Source organism: Bradyrhizobium sp. USDA3516, from assembly GCF_057651995.1.
The window spans coordinates 576,160-599,771 of sequence record NZ_JBYGYN010000003.1 but is presented as its reverse complement, the minus strand read 5'-3'; the positions used below and the strand labels follow the sequence as shown (position 1 = coordinate 599,771).

The window sequence follows — 23,612 nt, the reverse complement described above, 5'->3', positions numbered from 1 at the left end:
GAAACGGGATGATCGGGATTGCGCGGCTCGCGGTGGCGGGCCTGATGGCGATCATGGCAATTAGCACGGCACGGGCCGAGGATGCGCTGAAAGCCAGGATCGGTGTGCTCCGCCTGTCTTCGTCGGCGCCAGTCTTCATCGCGCAGGACAAGGGCTATTTCCGTGAGGCCGGCCTGGAGGTCGAGCTCAAGTTCTTCGACGCAGCGCAGCCGATTGCGGTGGCCACCACCTCGGGCGACGTCGATTTCGGCGTCACCGCCTTCACCGCCGGGCTCTACAATCTCGGCGGCAAGGGCACGCTGAAGGTGATCGGCGGCATGAGCCGCGAGAAGCCGGGCTATCCCCTGATCGGCTATTTCGCCAGCAACAACGCCTATGCGAGCGGCCTGAAGACGCCGAAGGACCTCGCGGGCAAGCGCGTGGCGATGACGCAGGTCGGATCGAGCTTCCATTATTCGCTCGGCCTGCTCGCCGACAAATACGGCTTCAAGCTCGCGGACGTGAAGATCGTGCCGCTGCAATCGCTGTCGAATGCCGCCGCTGCGCTCAAGGGCGAGACCGTCGATGCAGCGTTGCTGCCGATTTCGACCGCGCGAAAGCTGATGGACGAGGGCGGCGCGAAATTCCTGGGCTGGGTCGGTGACGAGACGCCCTGGCAACTGGGCGCGGTATTCGCCGCGCCGAAGACGCTGGCCAACAAGGCACTGGTGACGAAATTCCTCGGCGTGCTCGCAAAAGCCGACCGCGAATATCACGACGTCATCCTTGCCGCGATGAAGGACGGTGTCGCTCCGATCAACGACAAGACCAGGCCGCTGCTGGAGATCATCGCCAAGTACACCAACCTGCCGGTCGAGCAGGTGGTCGGCAACTGCGCCTATATCGATCCCGACGGCAAGCTCGACGTGAAGAACGTCGACAACCAGATCAAATGGCTGCAGGAGCAGGGTTTTGTCGACAAGGGCTTTGACGCGGAAGCGATCATCGCCAAGGAATTCGTGAAGGCGGATTGATGTTGATCGTGCAAACTCCCGCGGCAGGCGATCTGCCACCCTCCCCTGGAGGGGGAGGGTCGATCGCACCGGCGATGCGCAGCATCGTCCGGAGCGAGCGGGGCGGGGTGAGCCACGGCGGTGGTCCATCCGTCGTTTGCTCCGACCATTCGCGGGAAGTTCGGTGGCAGGAATTGCCAGCATCCGCGCCGATAGACTGTCACTCCACCCCGGTTTGCATTTCGCTTCGCTGCATGCAAACCGACCCCTCCCCCTCCAGGGGAGGGTGAAGAGCCCGGGCTCGCCTCATGGACCTGATCGCCAGCCACATCACCCATCGCTTCGGTGATCTCGCCGTGCTCGACGACGTCTCCTTCACCGTCAGGGCCGGTGAGGTGGTTGCGATCGTGGGGCCCTCAGGCTGCGGCAAGAGCACGCTGCTGTCGATCCTCGGCGGCCTCTTGCAGCCGACCTCGGGCGCGCCGGAGCTGCGCGGGGCGCCGCCGGCGGACAGTCTCAATCCGCTGACCTTCGTGTTCCAGGATTTTGCGCTGCTGCCCTGGGCCACGGTCGAGGAGAACGTCGAATTCCCGCTGCTGCACACAAAGCTCTCTGCCGCGCAGCGCCGCGCGCTGGTCGAGGATGCCTTGCGCCGCACCGGGCTCACCGATTTTCGCCAGACCTATCCCAAGCAGCTCTCGGGCGGCATGCGCCAGCGCGTCGGCATCTCGCGCGCGCTGGCGGTGAGGCCCGCGATCCTGTTGATGGACGAGCCGCTGTCGGCGCTGGATTCGCAGACCCGCGAGCTGCTGCTGGAGGATTTCATCCGCCTGCTCGCCGATGGCGGCATGGGCGCGGTCTACGTGACTCATAATCTCGAAGAGGCCGCGCGGCTCGCCGATCGCATCGTGGTGCTGTCGCGCCGGCCCGGCCGCGTCCGCGAGGTCGTCACCGTGCCGATGACGCGCGCGGCCCGCGGCGAAGCGGCGGCGCGCGAAAAGCTGCTGGCGCTGCAGAACCAGATCTGGTCGCTGATCCGCAACGAGGCGATCGATGCCGAGCGTGAGGTCCAGCATGCTTGACCGCGCGGCAACGGACACGGCGGCCAAGAACGAAGCGTCGCGGCCCGTCCAGTTTCGTGGCGCGGGCTTCGTGCCCGCGTCGAGCCGGTATGGCGGCTGGATCTCGCTCGGCCTCGTCATCGCGATCTGGCAGGCCGCCGGCAGCGCCGGCCTCGTCAATGCGCTGTTTCTGCCGCCCCCTTCCGCAATTGTCCGCGCGATCTATCAGCTAGCAGTCTCCGGCGCGCTCTGGCAGCATGTTTCAGCCTCGCTGCTGCGGATCGGCGTCGGCTGGCTGTTGGGAACGGCGGCCGGAATCGCGGTCGGCTTCGCCATCGGCCTGTCGCGGCTCGCGCGCAGCGTCGGCATCACCTTCATCTCGGCACTGTTTCCGATCCCTAAGATCGCGCTGCTGCCGCTGCTCATTCTCTGGCTCGGCATCGGCGAAGAGCCGAAGATCGCGACCATTGCGCTCGGGGTGTTCTTCTCGACCGCGATCTCGGTCTATAGCGGGGTCGATGCCGTGCCGCGCAACCTGATCCGCATGGCGCAGAGCTTCAACGTTCCCTTTGCCACCATCGTGCGCAAGGTGATCTGGCCCGGCGCGCTGCCGGCGATCCTCGCCGGCTTCCGCATCACCGCCTCCGTCGCGCTGCTGCTGGTCGTCAGCGCCGAGATGATCGGCGCCCAATACGGCATCGGCGCCTTCGTGCTGCAGGCCGGCAACCTGATGCAGACCGATCAGCTGCTCGCGGGCGTCGTGATCCTGTCGGTGTTCGGCCTCGTCGTGGGAAAGGTGATCGGCTGGCTGGAGATGCGGCTGTTGCACTGGCGGTAGCCGCGAACGATGACGAGGACGCAGGCGAGCGCCACAAATCAGGTCGTCATGCCCGGGCTTGACTTGGGCATCCACGTCTTTCCTCGGGCGTAGCGGCACGTGGATGGCCGGGTCAAGCCCGGCCATGACGGAGGATAGAGTGCCGCCTCACGCGTTGCCGCGATCTTCCCTGAACAGATCCAGCTTCTGCTGCACCGGCCGGTCCGAGAAGCTGAACAGCACGGCGTCGTCATCGGCCTCGTGTGTCACCCAATGCCAGCTCGGCACCACGAACAAATCGCGCGGGCCCCATTCGAAGACCGCATCGCCGATGCGGCTGCGGCCGCGGCCCTCGATCGGGCAGAACACGGTCGCATCCGTCGCGCGATAGCGCGCGGTCTTGAATCCCTTCGGCAGCAGCTGGATGAAGGTGCCGATCGTCGGCATCGCGAAATCGCCGGTCTCGGGGTTGCTGAACTTCAGCTTGAGGCCGTGGCAGGCGTCCCATTCCTGGCTGGTCCTCGCCTTCTCCAGCGCCTCGCGGGTGTAGGCATAGGGATAGCTGAAGATCGGCGAGGTCTTCGAGCTCCGCTTCACATCGACGGGCAGGAGGTTGTGGCCGTAGCGGGCAAAGCTGTCGCCCGCGGGCTTCGTGATTTTCTGCTGATCTTCCTTCGCGCCTTCGGCAAAGGAGCAGTCGAAGAACTGCACCAGGGGAATGTCGAGGCCGTCGAGCCAGAACATCGGCTGATCGGTCTCGTTGGAATGATCGTGCCAGGTCATCGACGGCGTGATGATGAAGTCGCCGGGCTCCATCGCGGTGCGCTCGCCGTCGACCGCGGTGTGGGCGCCCTTGCCTTCGAGCACGAAGCGCAGCGCCGACTGGCTGTGGCGGTGCGCAGGTGCGACGTCGCCGGGCACCACCATCTGCACGCCGGCATAGAGCGAGGTCGTGATCTTGGATTGGCCGCGCAGCCCGGGGTTCTCCAGCACCAGCACGCGCCGCTCGGCCTCCTTGGCCGTGATCAGCTTGCCGGCTTCAACCATGTAGTCGCGGATGACGTCGAACTTCCAGAGGTGCGGCCGGCAGGCGCTCTTCGGCTCCGGCGTGATCAGGTCGCTCATCACCGTCCACAGCGCGGTGAGATTCTCGCCGTCGATCTTTCGGTAGAACGCCTCGCGTTCCGGCGTCTTGGTCACGGCTTCCATGGTTGCGGCTCCCGATCTTTTGTTAATTGACAGTATACTGAGGATCTAGGTAGCGTCAATGTGACGGAGGGGCTACAAGGTCGCCGTCATTCCGGGGCGACGGGACCGCGCAAACGCGCGGTCCGGCGAACCCGGAATCCATAACCACGATCGGGAGTATGGATTCCGGGCTCTCGCTGCGCGAGCCCCGGAATGGCAGAAAATGAGGGAGGCTCTCCATGAAGCTGCACGGCTATTTCCGCTCCAGCGCCGCTTATCGCGTGCGGATCGCGCTGAATCTCAAAGGTCTCGGCGCCGAGCATCTGCCGCATCATCTTCGCAAGGGCGAGCAATGCGCGCCTGCCTATCTTGCCATCAACCCGCAAGGCCTGGTGCCGGCGCTGGAGGATGATGCGGGTGGAGTGCTGACGCAATCGGTTGCCATCATCGAATGGCTCGACGAGACCCATCCCAATCCGCCGCTGCTGCCGAAGGATCCGTTGCGCCGCGCCAAGGTGCGGGCGTTTGCGCTGGCGATCGCCTGCGACACCCATCCGGTGCAGAACCTGAAAGTGCTGGCCCGGCTGCGCGAGCTCGGCCTGCCCGAGGAGAAGGTCCAGGATTGGGCCGCCTGGGTCAATCGCGAGGGCCTGTCGGCCTGCGAGACGCTGATCAAGGACGAGCCGGGTCCATTCTGCTTCGGCGATGCGCCGACGCTCGCCGATCTCTGCCTGGTGCCGCAGCTCGGCAATGCGCGCCGCTTCGGCGTCGACGTCTCCGCCTATCCGCGCCTGCTCCAGGCCGAGGCCGCCGCCAGGGCGCTGCCGGCGTTTGCCGATGCCGCGCCGGAGAAGCAGCCCGATGCCGAGTAAGCCGCCCCCTCCGATCACGATCGACGCAGTCTATGCCGCGCCGGGCTATCTGTTCCGGCGCATGCAGCAGATCGCGGTCTCGATCTTCATGGAGGAGTGCAAGGCGTTCGACCTCACTCCGGTGCAATATGCCGCGCTGGTCGCAATCCACACCCATCCCGGCATCGACGCGACGCGGCTGTCGGCGGTGATCGCCTTCGATCGCTCGACGCTCGGCAGCGTGATCGAACGTCTCCAGGCCAAGGCCTATATCGAGCGCAAGCCGGCACCCGAGGACAAGCGGATCAAGCTGCTCTATCTGACCAAGTCGGGCGCTGCGATCCTGCGCGAGATCATCCCCGCCGTCGAGCGCGCCCAGGGGCGGATGCTTGAGCCGCTCAAGCCCGCCGACCGCAAGGCGCTGATGGGCCTGCTGGCGCAGCTGGTCAATCTCAACAATGAAGCATCACGGGTGCCGCTGCGCGCCGAGGACGCGCTGGAGCATCTTGGGAAGGGTGCGTGAGGGGGCGCCCCCGGCCAGCCCAGAGCGCGATCTCGTAGGGTGGGCAAAGGCGCGAAGCGCCGTGCCCACGATCTCTCTCCTATTGGGGAATGGTGGGCGCGCTCCGCTTTGCCCACCCTACGATCGCGGTGCGCGGAACTCCGTCCTCGCCTCACATCCTCAGCAGCGCCTGCCGATCGATCTTCCCCGTGCCCGTCTTCGGCAGCTCGTCGATGAAGATCACCTCGCGCGGATATTTGTACGGCAGCAGCCGGCCCTTCACATAATCCTGCAGCCTGCGCGTCGCCTCGCGCTGGTCGACCGCATGGCTGTTCATCACCACCACCGCCTTCAGCGTCATGCGACGGTCCGGCAGTTCGGCGGCGAACACTGCGCATTCGCGGATGTCGGGGTGATCGGCGAGACACAGCTCGACCTCGAGCGGATAGACCCACTGGCCGGAGATCTTGATGAGATCGTCGGCGCGGCCGCGGAAGAAGTGGAAGCCGTCGGCATCCCGCACGAAGCGGTCGCCGGTGTAGATCCAGCCGCCCTCGCGGATGGTCTCGGCGGACTTGTCCGGCCGGTTCCAGTAAAGCGGCGTGTTGGAATCGCCGCGCACCCACAGGATCCCTTCCTCGTTGTCGCCGACGTCGCGGCCGTCCTTGTCGCGCAGCGCGACCTCGTAGCCGGGAACGCGCAGGCCCGCAGCGCCGAGCTTCTTCCGCTCGGGCCGGTTGGAGAGATAGATGTGCAGCACCTCGGTCGAGCCGAGGCCTTCGACGATTTCGAGCCCCGTGAGCGTCTTCCAGCCGTTGAAGACCTCGGCCGAGAGCACCTCGGCGGCCGAGAGCGCCATGCGCAGCGACGAGAAATCCGTCTTGTCCGCGCCTTCCGCCTTGGTCAGCGCGGTGTACAGCGTCGGCAGGCCGAAGAAGACCGTCGGCTTGTACTGCTCGATTGCCGCGAAGATCGAGGCCGGCTTCGGCTGGCCCGGCAGCAGCAGCGTCGCGGCGCCGGCCGAGAACGGGAAGGTGACGGAATTGCCAAAGCCATAGGCGAAGAAGATTTTCGGCACCGAGAAGCAGATATCGTCGGGCGTCAGCTTCAGCACGTTGCGCGCAAAGGCGGCATCGCTGTAGGCCATGTCGTGCTGCAGGTGTACGATGCCCTTGGGTCGTCCGGTCGAGCCGGAGGAGTACATCCAGAACGCCATTTCGTCCCGCTGCGTCGGCGCTTCCGTCAGCTCAGCAGGGAATTGCGCGAGCCAGTTCTCCGCTGCGAGCGCCTGCGGCGCCGCGTGCTCGCCGGCCGCGCCATTGGCGACGATCAGCGTCTGCAGCCGCGTCTCCTTGCAGGCCTCGGCATTGAAGCGCGCCGCGAATTCTGCATCCGCCACCGCGACGGTCGCGCCGGAATCGGCGAGGTAGAATTGCAACAGGTCCGGCGGCGTCAGCGTGTTGATCAGCAGCGGCACGAAGCCGGCGCGCACGGCGCCGAAGAAGGCGGCGGGGTAGGCCGGCGTGTCGTCGAGAAACAGCAGCACGCGATCGCCGCGCGCAAGGCCGAGCGAGGCGAAACCGTTGCCCCAATGGCAGGCCTCCGCGCAGAGCTCGGCATAAGTGCGCGTGCCTGCCGGCCCCAGCAGCGCGAGCTTGTCGCCGCGGCCCTTGCCGAGATTGTCGAACAGCACGCGGCCGGCATTGTAGATGTCGGGAACGGCAAAGCCGATCTCGCGCGCGCCATCGCTGTCCGCCGGCACCTGGTCACGGATGTCATGGCTCATGCCGCATCTCCGCCCTTGTCTCCGGCGCCTTCTCCGGCGTTCTTGGCCGCTTCGTAGCGGGCCATGAAGGCCGGCGACATCGCACGCAGCCTGGAATCGTCGATGCGGCCGGAGCGGGTAATGTAGCTGTAGGCGAAGTCCATCAGGGGAAGCTTCATGTGCTCGGCGAAATGTTCGTACCAGAACGCACTGGTGCGCGCGGCGTTGACGAGCTTCTGCACGATCGGTTTGCGCGCGGCCTGATAGCGATGCAGCGCGGTGGCGAGATGCGCATCCGATTCCAGCGCCTTGACGAGGGCGATGGCGTCCTCGATCGCGAGCCGCGTGCCCGAGCCGATCGAGAAATGTGCCGAATGCAGGGCATCGCCGAGCAGCACCATGTTCTTGAACGACCAGTGCTCGTTCCAGACCCAGGGGAAATTGCGCCAGACCGATTTGTTGGAGACCAGGCAATGGCCGCCGAGCGTGTCGGCGAACACCTCCTCGCAGACGCCCTTGGACTGCTCGACGTCCTTGTAGGCGAACCCATAGGCCTGCCATGTCGCGTGATCGCATTCGACCAGGAAGGTGCTCATGGTCGGCGAATAGCGGTAGTGATGCGCGTTGAAGGCGCCGCGTTCGGTCTTCACGAAGGTCTGCGACAGCGTGTCGAAGCGTTTCGAGGTGCCGTACCAGACGAACTTGTTGGATGAGTAGGACAGCGAGGTGCCGAAATCGCCCTCATAGGTGCGGCGCACCAGCGAGTTCAGCCCGTCGGCGGCAACGATCAGATCGTGGCCGTTGAGCTGGTCGATCGCCTGGATCTGCGTATCGAAGCGCGGCGTGACGCCGACATCGAGCGCGCGCTGCTGCAGGAACTTAAGCAGCTCCAGCCGGCCGATCGAGGAGAAGCCGACGCCGTCGACGGCGACGCTGTCGCCGGCGAGGTGCAGCGTGATGTTCTCCCAGCTCTCCATGTGCGGGGCGATCGCATCGACCGTCTCGGGGTCGTCGGCGCGCAGGAACTCGAGCGCTTGGTCGGAGAACACGACGCCAAAGCCCCAGGTCGCGTCGGCCGGGTTCTGTTCGAACAGGTCGACTTGATCCTCGGGGTGACGCTTCTTCCAGAGATAGGCGAAGTAGAGCCCACCGGGCCCCCCGCCGATCACGGCGATCCGCAACGTCTGCCTCCCTAATTGACAGTATACTTACTATCTAGGGGTAGACTAATGTGCTCGGGCGTCCGGCGCCAGCGGAATTATCGGCAGCGCGCGGCACGCCAAAGCACGTGTCCAGACACGCGTTTTGCGGGTCCGAGACCGTCAGGTGCGAATCATAGCCAAACCGGGGCGGATTGGCCACCGGGGGGTCAGACGCAGCGCTTCACATAGACCCCGTTCACCAGAACCCTGGTGCAGCGGACCGCCGGCACCGGCTTGCGGACGACCACGGCCGCATTCGGGCCGGCGCAGCCGGCGCGAACGACGCCGCGGGCGCATACCACCGCATTGGCGTCGGTGGCCTCGAAGGTCATGGTGGCGGCGAAAGCCAGAAGCGCAGAAGCAACGAGCAGCAATGAACGCATGTTGTCTTCCCGGGGCTTGTCGTGATCGAAACTGCGTCTGAAGAAAGTATCCGTGTCAGCGTGTGAACATCCGGTCGCGCACGCTGCAATTCATCTCGGTGCTGCGGATGAGCATCATCCGCTTCGTCTTACCTCGCCGCGAAAGGCGCGAGCACCTCCTTGCAGGCCGGCGAGAGCGATGCCGCCCGGTTGGAAATGCATTGGATGATCCGGCCGCCGCCGGGCGCCACGCCGGCGCAGAGGGTGCGGATGTCGGCGCCGCAAGCCGACCGTGCGATGAACAGCTCTTCGCGCGGCAGCAATGGCCGCAGCACGATGGCGGCCGGTGCCGCGGCAGGCGCCGCCGCTGCGGCCGGTGCAGCGGCGGAAGCAGGCGCGGCCGCTCCGCCACCGAAAGCCGCATTTATCGCCGTGGCGCAACCGGCCGACACCTTCGCCTTGTTCTTCTCCAGGCATTCGATCGCGGGCGCGCCGCCGGGCGGCACGCTGGCGCAGACCTTGGGATAATCGCCGCGGCAGGCGCCCTTGATCGCGGAAACCTGCGCAGGGCTCGGCTGCTTTGCTGCTTCTGCCTTCGGCGCGGCCGCTGCTGCGGGCTTGGCCGCTGGCCCGGCGGGCGCCGCTCCCGTTTTTGCCGGTTCAGATTTGGCAGGTTCAGATTTGGCAGGCTCAGACTTGGCAGGCTCAGATTTGGGAGGCACCGCTTCGGTCTTCGGCGCGGCAGCCGACTCGACCGCGCGAACCGCAGCTTGGCACCCCGACGACAGGCTCGACATGTTCTTGGCGAGGCATTGAACCGCCTCCACTCCGCCGGGCGTGACGCTCGAGCAATGTGCCATGAAATCCGAGCGGCATGCGGACCGGATGGCGCTCTTCTGGGCCTCGGTCTGCGCCAACGCTCCTGTTGCGGTTGCGAAGAGTGCCGTCGCCAGCAACGCCGTGCGCGCCGATACATGCTTCAACGTTTTGAACATCTGCTGATTTCCTGCCCCGTCGGTAATGCCGACGATTCGCTAAAATGCACTGCAATCGCAATTGTCGCGAGTGATGCCTCGCACGCAGCATCATTCGCCGCTTTGGCGTCACCCGCAAGTCAATTGTGCCGATGCAATTGCGCCGTCAGAGTTTGACCATGCGTTTGCCGCGGTTCTCGCCTGCAAGCAATCCGATCAGCGCTTTCGGCGTGTTCTCGAGTCCGTCGAGAATGTCCTCCTGCACCTTGAGCTTGCCGGACTTCACCCAGGCCTGCAGATCGGCCAGCGCGCGCTCGCTGTCCTTCATGTAATCCATCACGATGAAGCCCTGCATGGTCAGCCGCTTCACCACGATCAGGCCGGGCACGCCGCGCGGGCCATGTGCGGCAGGCGCGCCGTCATATTGCGAGATCGCGCCGCAGCAGGCGATGCGGCCGAAATTGTTCATCTGGGGCAGGCAGGCTTCGAGAATGTCGCCGCCGACATTGTCGAAATAGACGTCGATGCCATCAGGGGCCGCTGCGCGCAGCGCCTTGAACACCGCGCCGTCCTTGTAGTCCACAGCGGCATCGAAGCCGAGCTCGGAGGTCAGCCAGTTGCACTTGTCGGCGCCGCCGGCGATGCCGACGACGCGGCATCCCCTGATCTTGGCGATCTGTCCGACGATCGAGCCGACCGAGCCCGCAGCCGCGGAGACCACGACGGTCTCCCCTTCTTTGGGCTTGCCGATCTCCAGCAGGCCGAAATAGGCGGTGAGGCCGGCGATGCCGAACACGCTGAGCAGATGCGTCATCGGCTCGAGCTTCGGCATCTTGGTGAGATGCTTGGCCGGCACCGCGGCAAATTCCTGCCAGCCGGTGTCACCGAACACGATGTCGCCGGGCGCAAGCCCCGCCGCCTTCGAGCTGACGACCTCGGCGATGGCGCCGCCGGCCATGACGCTGTTGGCTTCGACGGCGGAACGATAGGTCGCGCCGTGCATCCAGGCGCGGTTGGCCGCGTCGAGCGAGATGTAGCGCACGCGCAGTAAGGCCTCGCCGTCCTTCGGCTCCGGCATCGCGCCCTCGACCATCTTGAAATGTTCAGCGCCGAGCTTGCCGCTGGGCTTTTCCACCAGCAGGATCTGGCGATTGATGTTGCCGCTCATGGCGTTTCCCTCTTCATTTTTGCTTGACGATGATTGATGCAGCCGCCGCAAAGAAAACGTGCAGGCCGCATGCGTTGTGCGCTGCATGAAGGCTAGATCGCCGCATTCCATTTCACAACGGGAACATCCTGAAAACGCGGCCGAGCGCAGAAGGGATTGCAGCTTGTGCTTGGCGCTCGGAGCGTCACGCAAACACCCGATCCAGCGCCGCGCCATACGCCGCTTGCACCAGCTCCGGATGCAGCTTGCCCAGGGTCTCCATCATCACTCCGGAATTGATCTCGAGCACCCTCCATTCGCGATTCACCCGAACCACGTCGATCGAGGCAAAGACGATGCCGATGGCACGCGCGGCATCGATCGCGAGCTTCGCGCTGGCCGCGCGGACTTCGCCGTCCTCCAGCAACACCGGCTTTGCGCCGGCATCGAGATTGTGCCGCCAGTCCGGGCCGCGCTGCTTGCTGTAGACGACGAGCGGAGCATCATCGAGCAGCACCACGCGGACCTCCTCCTCGATCGCGACATAGGGCGAGATCACGAGCCCCGTGCTCATCGAGAAGACCTCGCTGGCCGCGTGGTCGAGCTCCGCATCGGTCGTGACCTTGAACACCGATCGCCCCGATGTTCCCTCGTTCGGCTTCACCACCAGGCCTTGCGGATTTTGCGAGAGCAGCGCCAGCATCCCCTCGCGCCAATCGGCGCCGGCGACATGCACGCCCAGCTTCGGGTTGAGGAACAGCCGATGCGGAATGCAGGGCACGGCCGCCAGCGTCAGCGCCTCGGCGGTCGCAGACTTGTCGTTGGCGAGGCGATGGGCAATGGCGCTGTTCAGGCCGATGTCGTAGCCGAAGGCGAAATGGCGTGTCGGTCCCCGGCTCATTGCGATCAGCCAGCCACCGGAGCGGACATCGACCGCGATGCCCCGCTCCGCGCAATAGCGCCTGATCGCCTGAACGAAGATCCGCTCGCCGCTTGCCATGGTGTTTCGTCGTTCCTGGCGCCAAAAGCCGCAAAAATGCGGGCGCCGGCGCCAAGCCGGGTGAGAATTCAGAGCTATTCTTAATGAAATTCTTGCGAGCGCGCCGGAAATTAAGTGCTGCCACGAAGGCCGGGAGGGAAAAGAAATTATCCTCCTCGCGCGCCAGGCAGCAGATTCCTTAATGATGTGACCAGTTCTGCCGCAAATGCCGGTTTGACCGGCATCAATTGCATCCGAAACGAGGTTGATTATTGGTCTCAATGGCGTAGATCACACACGCGAAATCCTCCGCCATGGCAAATGGTGACCGCCCGATTTCAGGGCCGGGCAACGCTTTTGCCCTAAAACCGCAGTTATTCGGAATATCGAAAATCATGAGCGCGTTTTACCGAGAGAAGGTTCTTTCCGTCCACCACTGGACCGACACGCTGTTCAGCTTCCGCGCCACCCGCGATACCGGCTTCCGGTTCCAGAACGGCCAGTTCGCCATGATCGGCCTCGAGGTCGATGGCCGTCCGCTGCTGCGGGCCTACAGCATGGCGAGCGCCAACCACGAGGAGGAGCTCGAGTTCTTCTCGATCAAGGTGCAGGACGGCCCGCTGACCTCGCGCCTGCAGAAGATCAAGGAAGGCGATACCATCCTGGTCGGCCGCAAGGCGACCGGTACGCTGATCACCGACAATTTGCTTCCCGGCAAGCGGCTGATGCTGCTCTCGACCGGCACCGGCCTTGCGCCCTTCGCCAGCCTGATCAAGGACCCCGAGGTCTACGACCAGTTCGAGTCCATCGTGCTGGTGCACGGCTGCCGCCAGGTCTCCGAGCTCGCCTATGGCGAGAAGCTGGTTGCGACCCTGCGGGAGGATGAGCTGTTCGGCGAGCTGCTCGCGGACAAGCTCGTCTATTATCCGACCGTGACCCGCGAGCCGTTCCGGAACCGTGGCCGCATCACCGACCTCATCAGCTCCGAGCAGATCTTCAACGACATCGGGCAGGGCCCGCTCGACATCGCAACCGACCGCATCATGATGTGCGGCAGCCCGGCGATGCTCGAAGAGCTCAAGGCGATGTTCGAGAGCCGCGACTTCGTCGAAGGAAGCGGCAACAAGCCCGGCCATTTCGTGATCGAGAAGGCCTTCGTCGAGCGCTGAGCTTTGTTGAGGAAGTGGCGCGATCGCGCGCCACACTCGCTCGTCGTCCCGGACAAGCGCGCCCCAGGCGCGCGCCGATCCGGGACCCATAGCCACGGGACCTCGCTATTCGAGGTCTCGGAGTGACAGCTTTCTCCCACCACGTAATCCTGTGGTTATGGATCCCGGGTCTGCGCTGACGCTTGCCCGGGATGACAATTGAGTTTCAGTGGCGACTGTCGCCTCCTCCCCTCTGCTGCACTGCAAAATCCGTCCATCCGGCTGATTGATTTGTCTCGGCCGAATTCGCTAGCCTGAAACAAGGGCGGCGTCATATCCGTATGACAGGCGCGGGCGTATCGTGACGCCTTCTGCTGGCGAGAGGATCGGAATCGTGGCCGACGACAACAAGACGCAGGAATCCTCCCACCACTCATCCCCGAAACGCCTGCCGCTGGCGGAGGAGGGGATCATGGAAACCCTGCTGCTGCCCTTCTCGCCGCGCTTCATCGTGCTGACGATCTGCGCCGTGGTCACCGCGCTCCTGATCGGCATCGGCATCGCCGACCGCAAGATCTTCGACATCCTGCTGGTGCCGATCCTGATCTTCGGTGCGCTGACGCTGCTCGGCATCCGCGATCTCTTGCAGAAGAGCCACGCGGTGCTGCGCAACTACCCGATCTCGGCGCATATCCGCTTCCTGCTCGAAGAAATCCGCCCCGAGATGCGGCAGTATTTCTTCGAGAGCGAGAAGGACGGCATGCCGTTCTCGCGCGACACCCGCGCGGTGGTCTATCAGCGCGCCAAGATGGAGCTCGACAAGCGTCCTTTCGGCACCCAGGAGGACGTCTATCGCGAGGGCTATGAGTGGATGCATCACTCGGTCTCGCCGAAGGCGCATGCCACGGAGAAATTCCGCGTCGTGATCGGCGGGCCCGATTGCGCGAAGCCCTACTCGGCCTCGGTGTTCAACATCTCGGCGATGAGCTTCGGCGCGCTCAGCCCGAATGCGGTGCGGGCATTGAATGCCGGCGCCCGGAAGGGCGGCTTCGCGCACGACACCGGCGAGGGCGGCGTCAGCCCCTATCACCGCGAAATGGGCGGCGACATCATCTGGGAGATCGGCTCGGGCTATTTCGGCTGCCGGCATCTCGACGGCAGCTTCGATCCCGAAGCGTTCGCCCGCGTCGCCAGCGACGACCAGATCAAGATGGTCGAGCTCAAGATCAGCCAGGGCGCCAAGCCGGGCCATGGCGGCGTGCTGCCGGCGGCGAAGGTCTCCGAGGAGATATCCAAGATCCGCGGCGTCGCGATGGGCGAGGACTGCATCTCGCCGGCTTCGCACCGCGCGTTCTCGACGCCGATTGGCATGATGCAGTTCATCGCCGAGATGCGGCGCCTGTCCGGCGGCAAGCCGGCCGGCTTCAAGCTGTGCATCGGCCATCCCTGGGAATTCCTGGCGATCTGCAAGGCGATGCTTCAGACCGGCATCTATCCCGACTTCATCGTGGTCGACGGCAATGAAGGCGGCACCGGCGCGGCGCCGCTGGAATTCATGGATCATCTGGGCATGCCGATGCGCGAGGGCGTCAATTTCGTCCACAACGCGCTGGTCGGCATCAATGCGCGCGACCGCATCAAGATCGGGGCATCCGGCAAGATCGCGACCGCCTTCGACATGGCGCGCGCGATGGCGATTGGCGCCGACTATTGCAACTCCGCGCGCGGCTTCATGTTCTCGCTCGGTTGCATCCAGTCGCTCAGCTGCCACACCGACCGCTGTCCGACCGGGGTGGCGACGCAGGACCCGACGCGAGCGCGTGCGCTCTACGTGCCGCTCAAGATCGACCGCGTGCACAATTATCACCACGCGACGCTGCATTCGCTCACCGAGCTGATCGCCGCAGCCGGGCTCGAACATCCGCAGCAGCTGCGGCCGATCCATTTCAGCCAACGGACGTCCACGACCCAGGTGAAATCCTTCGCGCAGCTCTATCCGGCGCTGCGTCCCGGCGAGCTGCTCGAAGGCACGGAAGACCCGCGCTTCCGCGACGCCTGGCAAATGGCGCGCGCCGAGACGTTCCAGCCGGCGCTGTGAGATGCCGGCGGCGTCTGCCGTAGGTAAGGGGCGTCAAATGCCGATAGCGGAGGGTGGGCTTAACGTCTGATTCAGCTTTGGGTGTAGATTCGCCGCATGGACGAGCGCCGCGACAAGGCCCGACATCGCGTGCTGAAGGCCGGAACGATCGAGTTCGGCGGCGGCGCGATCGACTGCACCGTCCGCAATCTCTCCGATGCCGGCGCCGCACTCGACGTCACCAGCCCCGTCGGCATTCCCGATCATTTCACCCTGTTCGTCCAGGCCGACGGCACGCATCTGCCGTGCACCGTGGTCTGGCGCAAGGAAAAGCGGATCGGGGTGAGGTTCGGGTAAGGGGCGCTCAGGCCGCCGCCTGCTCGCCCAGCCGGCTCGCCAAGATCTTGTCGATCCGCCGCCCGTCGAGATCGACCACCTCGATGTGCCAGCCGCCGAAATCGAAAGCGTCGCCGACATTGGGCAGCATGTTGAACTGTTGCAGCACGAGGCCCGCGACCGTGTTGTAGCGATGCGGCGGCAGCGCGATGCCGAGCAACTCGCCGAACTCGTCGACCGGCATCCAGCCGGAGATCAGCAGCGAATCGTCGTCGCGCCTGATGAAGGCCGGCTCGGGCGGTCCTTCCTCGGAATGAAAGGCGCCGACGATCGAGTAAAGGATGTCGGCGGCCGTCACCATGCCCTCGAAGGCGCCGTATTCGTCGTAGACGAGCCCGACGTGAACCGGCGCGGCCTTCAGGATGGTCAGCACGTCGCGCGCGTCTGCCGACACCGGGATGCCGGGCGCCTCGCGCACGAGCGCGCGCAAGTCCGGGCTGCGTTCGTTCATATAGGCGACCAGCAGATCCTTGGCCTGGAGCACGCCGATCGGCTTGTCGCGGTCGCCGTCGGAGACCGGAAAGCGCGAATGCGGGCTCTTGGCGATGATCTCTTGAATGGCGGCGGGATCGTCGTTGAGGTCGATTTCGTCGACCTCGGTGCGCGGCGTCATGACCGCGCCGACCGGCCGGTCGCCTAGCCGCATCACGCCGGCGATCATCTCCTTCTCGCCGGGCTCGAGCACACCTGCGCTCTCGGCCTCGCTGACGAGGTGATGGATCTCGTCCTCCGAGACCTTCTCCTCGGCCTTGCCGCCGCGGCCGAGCAGGGTGAGGATCAGCTTGCCGGAGACGTCGAGCAGAAAGACGAGCGGCAGCGATATTCTCGCGAGCGCGTGCATCGCCGGCGCGACCCGCACCGCAATGCTCTCGGGATCGCGCAGCGCCACCTGCTTCGGCACCAGCTCGCCGACGATCAAGGTGCCGTAGGTGATGAGCGTGACCACGATGCCGACGCCGACGATGTCGGCAATGCCTGGGGACAGGCCGAGCTCGAGCAGCCATTGCGTCAGCCGCTGCCCGAGCGTCGCGCCCGAGAACGCGCCGGAGAGCACGCCGACCAGCGTGATGCCGATCTGTACCGTCGAGAGGAACTTGCCGGGATCGGCCGCCAGAATCAGCGCCCGTTCGGCGCCGCGCACGCCCTTGGCCGCGAGCAGCGACAGCCGCGCTGGACGCGATGACACCACGGCAAGCTCCGACATGGAGAGCAGGCCGTTGATGACGATCAGGACGACGACGATGGCGATTTCGAGCGAAAGCATTGACGTTCCGGAGGTAAGCAAGTGTGGCTGGGATGCCGGCGCAAGCCATTAATATAGGTATTCGGTGCGGAAATGCCGGGCGATTTTGCGCATTCGTCGGCCGGCGGAACCGGTACACGACCGACCTCAGGGGACGCCGCGACGCCGTGACACCCCCCGCGGAACTACGGATCTTTGCTTAACGAGCCCTTAGTGCCCGCCGGCTAGGTTTTCGACATTGCAGAAGTATATTCGGGGAACCCTAAGATGCGGATCGGGAAGCTCTTCGCGCTGTCGATGCTGACGGTGACGGTATTTGCAGTCATTCTCGGCGCCGAGGTGCTGATACCTCAGATGCGCATCTTCACGAACCGCACCGATGCGATCAAGACGGTGGAGGCGTTCGGCGCGACGCTGATGGTCAGCCAGCATGTCGCCAGCCTCCGCGCTCCCTATATCGGACCGATCTTCCAGGAAGGCGCCGCGACGCAGGCGCAACTCGAAGCGGCCGCGAAGGCTACAAAAGCGGCCGAGGCGGGCTTCGAAGCCGCAAAGCGCGCCGTCATGGTGCTGGATGACGGCGGTGCGATTGCCGAAAATCTCGACCGTGCCGCGCGGCGGCTGAAGGACATCACCACCGCGGCCGATCGCGCGATGAGCGTTTCCCTAGCGGCGCGCGACAGCGGTGCGACAAAGGGCTTCCTGCCCGGCGTTGCCGAGGTCCTCGCCAATCTCGAGCCGGTCATGAATCGACTCGAAGGACACGTCGTCAACGCCGATTCCTCGCTTGCGGCGCTGTTGAGCTTGGCGCGGACGGCTCAGGATCTGCGCGTTTCGGCCGGTAATCGCGCGGCCACGCTGTCTCCCGCGCTCTCGGTGCGCCGCCCGCTCACCGTGGCCGAACTGTCGCTGATGGACCGCATGCAGGGACGCGTGGAGGCGAACCGCGAGCGGCTCGAGGCCGGGATCGACCAGCTCGGAAACCCCGCCCGCATCGCCGCCGCGCTCAAGGCGGCAACGGCCTCCTATTTCGGACAAGCGGCGGTTGCCGTGGACAAGGAGCTTCCTGCGGCCCGGAGCGACGGCAAGTACAGCGGCACCGCCGACGAGCTGGCGAAGGTCATCGTGCCGGCTATCCAGATGTTCTATGGCGTGCGCGACGCCGCGCTGGCGGAAGCCGCCGAGCGCGCCTCGGCCGCGCGCGACGGCGCGCTGGCGATGCTCGCGCTGGCCGGTGTCGCCGTGCTGGCGCTGCTCGGCACGCTCGGTGGCGTGACCATCATGCTGCGCAGGCGCGTGGTGACGCCGCTCGGCCGGATCGCCGATGTGATCGGCGCGCTCGCCGCCGGGCAGCACGAGGTCGAGATTCCCGCGACGGGCCGCAGCGACGAGATCGGCCAGGTCGCCGGCTCGCTGCGGCATTTCAAGGATTCGCTGCTCGCCAAGAAGTCCGCCGACGAGGCGGCTGCGATCGAAGCGGAGGCGAAGCTGAAGCGCAGCCAGCGCATGGATCAGATCGCGCGCGAGTTCGAAGCCATGATCGGCGACGTGATCAACACCGTCTCGGCGGCGTCCTCCGAGCTGGAAGCGTCGGCGGGAACGCTGACGAGCACGGCCGAGCAATCGGAAAAGGTCACGGCGACCGTGGCCGCGGCATCCGAGCAGGCCTCCACCAACGTGCAGACCGTTGCCGCCGCGGCCGAGGAGATGGCCTCGTCGGTCGACGAGATCAGCCGTCAGGTTCAGGATTCCGCGCGCATCGCCGGCGAGGCCGTGCAGCAGGCCGGGCGGACCAACGAGCATGTGGGCGAACTCGCCAGGGCTGCGGGGCGGATCGGCGACGTCGTCGAGCTCATCAGCCAGATCGCGGGCCAGACCAACCTTCTGGCGCTCAATGCCACCATCGAGGCGGCGCGCGCCGGCGAGGCCGGTCGCGGCTTCGCCGTCGTCGCGTCCGAGGTCAAGGCGCTGGCCGAGCAGACCGCCAAGGCCACCGGCGAGATCAGCCAGCAGATCTCGGGCATCCAGACGGCGACGGAGGACTCCGTCGGCGCCATCAAGTCGATCGGCGACACCATCTCCCGCATGTCCGAGATCGCGTCCGCGATCGCCGCGGCGGTCGAGGAGCAGGGCGCAGCGACGCGCGAGATTTCCCGCAACGTGCAGCAGGCCGCGCGCGGCACGCAGCAGGTCTCCGCCAGCATCGTCGACGTGCAGCGCGGCGCGAGCCAGACCGGATCCGCCTCCTCCAACGTGCTCGCATCGGCGAAGTCGCTTTCGGGCGAGAGCAGCCGGCTCAAGACCGAGGTCGGAAAATTCCTGGATGCGATCCGCGCGGCGTAGAGGTCCATTGCGAATGGAAGCAGCTTCACTTAGACTTGCATCACGGGGATGTCGCAGCCTCCCCGTCAAGTGGTGATCCCACGCAAGCGCTGCTCGCTGACGTGTGGAGCGAGCAATGGACGGGATCGCAATCGATCTTCCGCTTTTTCTGTTGGCCACCTTCGCCGGCGCGTTCGTCGCCGGCCTTTCCGGCTTCGCCTTCGGACTGGTCGCTGCATCGTTGTGGCTTTACGTGCTGACGCCGCTCCAGAGCGCCACGCTGATCGTCGGCTTCGGCCTTCTGGTGCAGGGCTATTCGGTCTGGAAGCTGCGCGGCGCGCTCGACTGGCGTCGGCTGCGGCCCTTCATCGTCGGTGCAGTCATCGGTGTGCCGGCGGGGGTGTCGCTCCTGACCTGGGCCGATCCTAGGAGTGTTCGGATCGCGGTCGGTGCTGTCCTGATCGCCTATAGCCTCTATGCATTCTTCCGGCCGCAGCTCAAACTCGCGGCCGTCGTGCCGCCAGCCGCGGACATGACGGTCGGCTTCCTCAACGGCCTGCTTGGCGGGCTCACGGGCCTTGCCGGCATCGTCATCACCATCTGGTGCAATTTGCGCGGCCTGCCCAAGGACGCGCAGCGGGCCACGTTCCAGCCGGTCGCCGTCGTGGTATTCGCCATGGCGGCGTTCTGGCTCGGTGCCAAGGGATCGCTCACATCAGACACGGCGAAGCTGTTCGCGCTCGGCCTGCCGTTTCTGTTCGCCGGCACCTGGCTTGGGCTGAAACTGTTCGGCCGGATCGACGAGGCCACGTTCCGCAAGATCGTGCTGGCGCTGCTGTTCGTCTCGGGTGTTGCGCTCTTGTTCTGAGCCGTAGCTCAGAACTCCCCGTGCAGCCGCCCCGAAAACACCGACACCGGTCCGCGGTCGGCGTTGTAGGCGGGGTTGACGATGAGCTGGTAGTCGGCGGTGAGGGTGATGCTCTTGTTCACCGCGTAGGCGTAATAGGTTTCGAGGATGCGCTCCTTGCGGTAGTTGAGCGCGCCGTCACCGACCAGCACGCCGAGGCCGCCAGCGGCGAGGAAGTCGCGATAATCCTGTGAAATCGCATTGATCGCGCCGCCGACGCCGATCACGTCGTCGGGCCGGCCCCAGGTCGTGCCCTTGATCGAAAGGCCGCCGGACAGGCTGCGATGAATGTCGGTGAAGGCCAGCGTCTCGGTCTTGCCGTCGTTCCAGCTCCAGCGGCCGAACAGGCCGACGTCGTCGGTGATGGCCTGCTCGAGATTGAGCACGTAGCCGTACTTCAGGCGGCCGCGCCGAGTCTGCGCGATGTCGAGATTGAGCGCGGGATTGTCCAGCGTTTCGCGGAAGCTGCCCATATTGGCGCTATCGAGCCAGCCGATGGTCCTGAGCTTGCCGGGCCGGCCGAGCAGCGAGAAGCGCGTCTCGAGCTCGAGCAGATATTGACCGCGCTCGCCGACCCTGGTGTCGAAGTGATTGGCGTTGGACTCGGAGACCATCAGGAAATAGCCGCCGCGTAGCGCCCATTGCTTCTGGTTGAGCTCGGCGGTGACGCCGTAGGTGAGGCCGACCTTGTCGGCGGAATAGTCGAAGGCGCCGGGCGCCCAGATCGACCAGTTCATGAAATCTCGGCGCGTGTCCTTGGCGTAGGCATTGCCATCGAACACGTCGACCACCGGGAACTTGCCGGCCTGAATCGTCAGGCGCGACACGTCGACCTTCTGGCCCAGCTGCAACTGGCCGCTCGCAAGCTCCTCCTGCTCGCCGCCGAAGCCGAAGGTCTGGCGCACGAACAGGCGCGAGGTGTTGTAGTGCGGGTAGGGGAAGTTCGACTTCTGCGCCTCGCCGTTCGGAAAGCCGGCCGCACCGACCGTGTCGTTCAGCCCAAATCCCTGCAACAATTCGGGATTGTAATAGACCTCGCCGCCGTCCCACAGCCGCGCGTTCAGGAACAGGCTGTTGCTCCAGGTCGCTTTGGCCTGCCGCGACGGCGACAGCGAGTTCGGCCCGGTATAGAGCGCGGGAAAGGATGGATAGCCTTGCGGCAGATAGGTGGTCTGGCCGTGGATCTCCCAGCGGTCCGATTCCGGGTCGATCAGCGAGCTCTTCGGATCGTAGCTCGGCAGGCCCGGCCAATCGACCTTGCGGTTGAGGCCAAGCCTGACCTGCTGGAAGTCGAGCGCCGAGGACGTGTATTGCGCGCCGGTGGAGAAGGCGACGTTGGCGCCATCGAAGCGGCTGTAGAGGTATTCGAGTCGTGCGCTCCAATGCGGCGCGAAGCCATATTCGACGCCGGCGCCTGCGACCCAGCCGGGCCGCGTGTTCAGGATCTTCGGGATTTCGGCGCCGGAGGCCGGCGCGTCGAAATAGCGCTCGCCCATCCAGGCGAAGCCGCCGGTGGCATAGACGAGCCACGGCCCGCTGGTGTAGCCGACGCGGCCGCGCAGGCTGGCGGTGTAGTCCCATTGCTGGGTGACGGTGTTGGCGGGCGTCGTCAGGAACGAGACGATCGAGTTCGAGGTGATGTAGTTCGGAAACGTGAAATCGCCTTCGACGCCGACCAGCCAGCCAGAGTTGAGGCGGTAATTGTAGCCCGCCTGCACGCCGCCGATCATGCCGCTGAACACGCCGCTGTCGCTGAGCGCGGTGCCGTCGTTCAGCGCGAAGCGCGACGAGCCGTGGCTGTAGCCGGCATGCGCACCGATATAAAGGCCGGTCCAGTCATAGACCGCTCTCAAGGCCGGCGCTTTCAGCGGCAGATCGGCCGCGCCGCCGACGGTGGGAAAAGCCAGCACGCCCGCGGCGATCGCCGCGGCCGTTCGCAAGCACCGGTGTTTGTGACCTCTCAACGCCAAAACGCACGCCCCCAAACGCGAATGTGTCCCACCCGCTGCGATATCCCTGCCGTGTCGCGGCGATTCTGTCATCAGGCCTGTGCGCTCGAGGCGAATGGCCGGGATGGTCTCGATTGGCCTCGACTTCGTCCAGGTTCCTGAATCTGCAACAATCTTTATTGCGAATAATTCGCAAGAACAACACACGTTGCGTGTCGCACAGGACAGTTCGCACCGCTGTGTGACGCGGGTGCAACAAATCCGGGAATCCAAAACGGAATGACCCCGCCCGGGGGGACAGCCGGGCGGGGTCGGGGCACGACACGGGGTGGATGAGGCGCCCGTGTCGGACGCGGGATCCACGTGGAGATCGGCCTCAGATACGCGAGATCAGTAGCAGGTACGAACGCGGCCGACGTACTGGCCGAAAGCGTTGTACTGCGCGACCCAACCGCAGCGGCGATAGCCGTGATAATAGGGGTCGTGCGTGGCAGCGATCGCGGAGCCGACGACGGCGGCGGTGGCGATGCCGGCGCCCACACCATAGACCCAGGCGGGCTGCTTGGCTTCGGCAGAGGAGGTGGTAGACGCGATGCTGCCGGTCACGGCGAGGGCAGCGAGAGCTGCGGCGGCAATCTTGGTCTTGATCGACATGTGAAACTCCATCCGGGGTTGAGGCGGTCCGTTGTGGCCCGCGTGCCCAGTTGGACGGAGGCTCCTCGCGTCCGGTTCGAAGACTGCAAATGGGCCTGCCGAGACTCGATCTTTCCTGAATGAATCCAGGAAGATGCGGACTAGCCGAGGGGACCCTTGGCAAGCCTGTTCACGTCGAAGTTATCGACCTCACCCAGCAACTCGCAAAAGGCGCGAGCGCCCTGATCGAGCAGCTGCTCGCCCTTCGCTGGGTCAGCCAGCGTCGCGTTGCCGACGGCACCGGAGGCGTTGAGATCCTGCGCCTGCCAGGCGAACGGCGCCGGCCGCTGCGTCGACAGCCAGCGATATTGCTGCTCGATCGCGATGCTGCTCGCGGGAAAATCGGCGATCGCATCCTTGCGCACCTGATCGGGATAGCGCGCCAGCATGATCGAGGTCTCGACCGCGCCGCCGTGAATGCCGTGCCGCACTTCATCGGCCGGGAACAATGTGTCGGCGCCTGAGAGCCGCGACCACGACGTCGTCACCACGAACAGCTTGTGATGCGCACGAAGGTCCTGCGCCACCAGCATCATCGCCGCGCTGTTGCCGCCATGGCTGGTGACGATGACGAGCTTCCTCACGCCGCGGCGTGCAATGTCCGCGCCGATCGCTGCCCATTTCCTCAGCGCGATTTCAGTCGGCAGCGTCTGCGTGCCCGGATAGTCGATATGCTCGGTGGAAATCCCGACCCGTTCGACCGGGAGGAAGCTCGCCGCAACGCTGGCGGGCAACAGCTCGCGCACACGTGCCAGATAGGCGTCCGCGATCAGCACGTCCGTCGTCAGCGGCAGATGCGGGCCGTGCTGCTCGGTTGCCGCCAGCGGCAGCACCGCGATCCAGCGCGACACTTCGGCCGGGCTCGCATCAGCCCAGTCGATGTCGATCCAGTCGCGGGAGGGCGTCATCGAGGTTTCCTTGCCCGAATTTGTCACGTAATTTGCCGTAGGAGGGGATGCGGGCCCGGGCGGCTCGCATCCCCTGATGTCATGCGGTTCTATCGCGTTGCCTTCACCCGGGCCAGACGCGATTGGGCC

Annotated in this window: 21 protein-coding genes; 10 read left to right on the top strand and 11 right to left on the bottom strand. The window is 65.4% G+C overall.

Annotation, left to right across the window (positions count from 1 at the left end):
• Positions 1 to 8 precede the first annotated feature (8 nt).
• From AC24YW_RS13065 to AC24YW_RS13055, 3 genes are all read left to right on the top strand, one after another.
• Positions 9 to 1,013 (top strand): ABC transporter substrate-binding protein, encoded by a 1,005-nt coding sequence (locus tag AC24YW_RS13065; RefSeq protein ID WP_487483105.1) that lies wholly within the window; start codon positions 9 to 11, stop codon positions 1,011 to 1,013.
• 287 nt (positions 1,014 to 1,300) lie between these two features.
• Positions 1,301 to 2,074 (top strand): ABC transporter ATP-binding protein, encoded by a 774-nt coding sequence (locus AC24YW_RS13060; RefSeq protein ID WP_487483104.1) that lies wholly within the window; start codon positions 1,301 to 1,303, stop codon positions 2,072 to 2,074.
• Positions 2,067 to 2,891 carry an ABC transporter permease gene (locus AC24YW_RS13055; protein WP_487483103.1) on the top strand — a complete coding sequence of 275 codons (825 nt, stop codon included), beginning with the start codon at positions 2,067 to 2,069 and terminating at the stop codon, positions 2,889 to 2,891. The genes AC24YW_RS13060 and AC24YW_RS13055 overlap by 8 nt, the downstream gene beginning before the upstream one ends.
• Before the next feature lie 147 nt (positions 2,892 to 3,038).
• On the opposite strand, the gene gtdA is transcribed toward AC24YW_RS13055, so the two are convergent.
• Complete coding sequence (gtdA, locus tag AC24YW_RS13050; protein WP_487483102.1) at positions 3,039 to 4,079, bottom strand: gentisate 1,2-dioxygenase; 1,041 nt, start codon at positions 4,077 to 4,079, stop codon at positions 3,039 to 3,041.
• A 218-nt stretch (positions 4,080 to 4,297) separates the two neighbouring features.
• Between gtdA and maiA the strand changes: the two genes are divergently transcribed.
• Together maiA and AC24YW_RS13040 are read left to right on the top strand one after the other, a co-directional pair.
• Positions 4,298 to 4,930, top strand: coding sequence for a maleylacetoacetate isomerase (maiA, locus tag AC24YW_RS13045; protein WP_487483101.1), 633 nt, complete (start codon positions 4,298 to 4,300; stop codon positions 4,928 to 4,930).
• Entirely contained in the window at positions 4,920 to 5,432 is a 513-nt protein-coding gene (locus AC24YW_RS13040; RefSeq protein WP_487483100.1) for a MarR family winged helix-turn-helix transcriptional regulator, read from the top strand. Before maiA ends, AC24YW_RS13040 begins: the two co-directional genes overlap by 11 nt.
• Positions 5,433 to 5,583: 151 nt before the next feature.
• On the opposite strand, the gene AC24YW_RS13035 is transcribed toward AC24YW_RS13040, so the two are convergent.
• From AC24YW_RS13035 to AC24YW_RS13010, 6 genes are all read right to left on the bottom strand, one after another.
• Positions 5,584 to 7,197 (bottom strand): benzoate-CoA ligase family protein, encoded by a 1,614-nt coding sequence (locus AC24YW_RS13035; RefSeq protein WP_487483099.1) that lies wholly within the window; start codon positions 7,195 to 7,197, stop codon positions 5,584 to 5,586.
• On the bottom strand, positions 7,194 to 8,357 hold the full coding sequence (locus AC24YW_RS13030) for an FAD-dependent monooxygenase (protein ID WP_487483098.1): 1,164 nt from the start codon (positions 8,355 to 8,357) through the stop codon (positions 7,194 to 7,196). Before AC24YW_RS13030 ends, AC24YW_RS13035 begins: the two co-directional genes overlap by 4 nt.
• Positions 8,358 to 8,545: 188 nt before the next feature.
• Entirely contained in the window at positions 8,546 to 8,761 is a 216-nt protein-coding gene (locus AC24YW_RS13025; RefSeq protein WP_057027802.1) for a hypothetical protein, read from the bottom strand.
• A gap of 128 nt (positions 8,762 to 8,889) precedes the next feature.
• Positions 8,890 to 9,735 (bottom strand): cysteine rich repeat-containing protein, encoded by an 846-nt coding sequence (locus tag AC24YW_RS13020; protein ID WP_487483097.1) that lies wholly within the window; start codon positions 9,733 to 9,735, stop codon positions 8,890 to 8,892.
• Positions 9,736 to 9,880: 145 nt separating this feature from the next.
• Positions 9,881 to 10,882 carry an NADP-dependent oxidoreductase gene (locus AC24YW_RS13015; protein ID WP_487483096.1) on the bottom strand — a complete coding sequence of 334 codons (1,002 nt, stop codon included), beginning with the start codon at positions 10,880 to 10,882 and terminating at the stop codon, positions 9,881 to 9,883.
• Positions 10,883 to 11,066: 184 nt separating this feature from the next.
• Positions 11,067 to 11,861, bottom strand: coding sequence for an ATP-grasp domain-containing protein (locus AC24YW_RS13010; RefSeq protein ID WP_487483095.1), 795 nt, complete (start codon positions 11,859 to 11,861; stop codon positions 11,067 to 11,069).
• Positions 11,862 to 12,235: 374 nt separating this feature from the next.
• On the opposite strand from AC24YW_RS13010, the gene AC24YW_RS13005 reads away from it, so the two are divergent.
• The 3 genes from AC24YW_RS13005 to AC24YW_RS12995 all read left to right on the top strand — a co-directional run bounded on the left by AC24YW_RS13005 (position 12,236) and on the right by AC24YW_RS12995 (position 15,422).
• Entirely contained in the window at positions 12,236 to 13,009 is a 774-nt protein-coding gene (locus AC24YW_RS13005) for a ferredoxin--NADP reductase (protein ID WP_036042414.1), read from the top strand.
• Positions 13,010 to 13,382: 373 nt separating this feature from the next.
• Complete coding sequence (locus AC24YW_RS13000; protein WP_487483094.1) at positions 13,383 to 15,086, top strand: FMN-binding glutamate synthase family protein; 1,704 nt, start codon at positions 13,383 to 13,385, stop codon at positions 15,084 to 15,086.
• A gap of 96 nt (positions 15,087 to 15,182) precedes the next feature.
• A complete protein-coding gene (locus AC24YW_RS12995; RefSeq protein WP_487483093.1) occupies positions 15,183 to 15,422 on the top strand; it encodes a PilZ domain-containing protein in 240 nt (79 codons plus the stop codon).
• 7 nt (positions 15,423 to 15,429) lie between these two features.
• Here the strand turns inward: AC24YW_RS12995 and AC24YW_RS12990 are convergent, their stop codons facing one another.
• Positions 15,430 to 16,725: a hemolysin family protein gene (locus AC24YW_RS12990; protein WP_487483092.1), complete on the bottom strand. Its 1,296-nt coding sequence runs from the start codon at positions 16,723 to 16,725 to the stop codon at positions 15,430 to 15,432.
• Between the two features lie 246 nt (positions 16,726 to 16,971).
• On the opposite strand from AC24YW_RS12990, the gene AC24YW_RS12985 reads away from it, so the two are divergent.
• Both AC24YW_RS12985 and AC24YW_RS12980 read left to right on the top strand, forming a co-directional pair.
• Positions 16,972 to 19,047: a methyl-accepting chemotaxis protein gene (locus tag AC24YW_RS12985; RefSeq protein WP_487483091.1), complete on the top strand. Its 2,076-nt coding sequence runs from the start codon at positions 16,972 to 16,974 to the stop codon at positions 19,045 to 19,047.
• Positions 19,048 to 19,162: 115 nt separating this feature from the next.
• Positions 19,163 to 19,894 carry a sulfite exporter TauE/SafE family protein gene (locus AC24YW_RS12980; RefSeq protein WP_487483090.1) on the top strand — a complete coding sequence of 244 codons (732 nt, stop codon included), beginning with the start codon at positions 19,163 to 19,165 and terminating at the stop codon, positions 19,892 to 19,894.
• 8 nt (positions 19,895 to 19,902) lie between these two features.
• On the opposite strand, the gene AC24YW_RS12975 is transcribed toward AC24YW_RS12980, so the two are convergent.
• The 3 genes from AC24YW_RS12975 to AC24YW_RS12965 all read right to left on the bottom strand — a co-directional run bounded on the left by AC24YW_RS12975 (position 19,903) and on the right by AC24YW_RS12965 (position 23,483).
• Positions 19,903 to 21,873 carry a carbohydrate porin gene (locus AC24YW_RS12975; protein ID WP_487483089.1) on the bottom strand — a complete coding sequence of 657 codons (1,971 nt, stop codon included), beginning with the start codon at positions 21,871 to 21,873 and terminating at the stop codon, positions 19,903 to 19,905.
• A 399-nt stretch (positions 21,874 to 22,272) separates the two neighbouring features.
• Positions 22,273 to 22,536: a hypothetical protein gene (locus AC24YW_RS12970; RefSeq protein WP_456726319.1), complete on the bottom strand. Its 264-nt coding sequence runs from the start codon at positions 22,534 to 22,536 to the stop codon at positions 22,273 to 22,275.
• A gap of 140 nt (positions 22,537 to 22,676) precedes the next feature.
• Positions 22,677 to 23,483: a creatininase family protein gene (locus tag AC24YW_RS12965; RefSeq protein WP_487483088.1), complete on the bottom strand. Its 807-nt coding sequence runs from the start codon at positions 23,481 to 23,483 to the stop codon at positions 22,677 to 22,679.
• Positions 23,484 to 23,612: the final 129 nt, after the last annotated feature.

Bases quoted from the DNA above. Each gene is read 5' to 3' on its own strand.
- AC24YW_RS13065 (WP_487483105.1), top strand. From the start codon at position 9: ATGATCGGGATTGCGCGGCTCGCGGTGGCGGGCCTGATGGCGATCATG.
- AC24YW_RS13060 (WP_487483104.1), top strand. From the start codon at position 1,301: ATGGACCTGATCGCCAGCCACATCACCCATCGCTTCGGTGATCTCGCC.
- AC24YW_RS13055 (WP_487483103.1), top strand. From the start codon at position 2,067: ATGCTTGACCGCGCGGCAACGGACACGGCGGCCAAGAACGAAGCGTCG.
- gtdA (WP_487483102.1), bottom strand. From the start codon at position 4,079: ATGGAAGCCGTGACCAAGACGCCGGAACGCGAGGCGTTCTACCGAAAG.
- maiA (WP_487483101.1), top strand. From the start codon at position 4,298: ATGAAGCTGCACGGCTATTTCCGCTCCAGCGCCGCTTATCGCGTGCGG.
- AC24YW_RS13040 (WP_487483100.1), top strand. From the start codon at position 4,920: ATGCCGAGTAAGCCGCCCCCTCCGATCACGATCGACGCAGTCTATGCC.
- AC24YW_RS13035 (WP_487483099.1), bottom strand. From the start codon at position 7,197: ATGAGCCATGACATCCGTGACCAGGTGCCGGCGGACAGCGATGGCGCG.
- AC24YW_RS13025 (WP_057027802.1), bottom strand. From the start codon at position 8,761: ATGCGTTCATTGCTGCTCGTTGCTTCTGCGCTTCTGGCTTTCGCCGCC.
- AC24YW_RS13020 (WP_487483097.1), bottom strand. From the start codon at position 9,735: ATGTTCAAAACGTTGAAGCATGTATCGGCGCGCACGGCGTTGCTGGCG.
- AC24YW_RS13015 (WP_487483096.1), bottom strand. From the start codon at position 10,882: ATGAGCGGCAACATCAATCGCCAGATCCTGCTGGTGGAAAAGCCCAGC.
- AC24YW_RS13010 (WP_487483095.1), bottom strand. From the start codon at position 11,861: ATGGCAAGCGGCGAGCGGATCTTCGTTCAGGCGATCAGGCGCTATTGC.
- AC24YW_RS13005 (WP_036042414.1), top strand. From the start codon at position 12,236: ATGAGCGCGTTTTACCGAGAGAAGGTTCTTTCCGTCCACCACTGGACC.
- AC24YW_RS12995 (WP_487483093.1), top strand. From the start codon at position 15,183: ATGGACGAGCGCCGCGACAAGGCCCGACATCGCGTGCTGAAGGCCGGA.
- AC24YW_RS12990 (WP_487483092.1), bottom strand. From the start codon at position 16,725: ATGCTTTCGCTCGAAATCGCCATCGTCGTCGTCCTGATCGTCATCAAC.
- AC24YW_RS12985 (WP_487483091.1), top strand. From the start codon at position 16,972: ATGCGGATCGGGAAGCTCTTCGCGCTGTCGATGCTGACGGTGACGGTA.
- AC24YW_RS12980 (WP_487483090.1), top strand. From the start codon at position 19,163: ATGGACGGGATCGCAATCGATCTTCCGCTTTTTCTGTTGGCCACCTTC.
- AC24YW_RS12970 (WP_456726319.1), bottom strand. From the start codon at position 22,536: ATGTCGATCAAGACCAAGATTGCCGCCGCAGCTCTCGCTGCCCTCGCC.
- AC24YW_RS12965 (WP_487483088.1), bottom strand. From the start codon at position 23,483: ATGACGCCCTCCCGCGACTGGATCGACATCGACTGGGCTGATGCGAGC.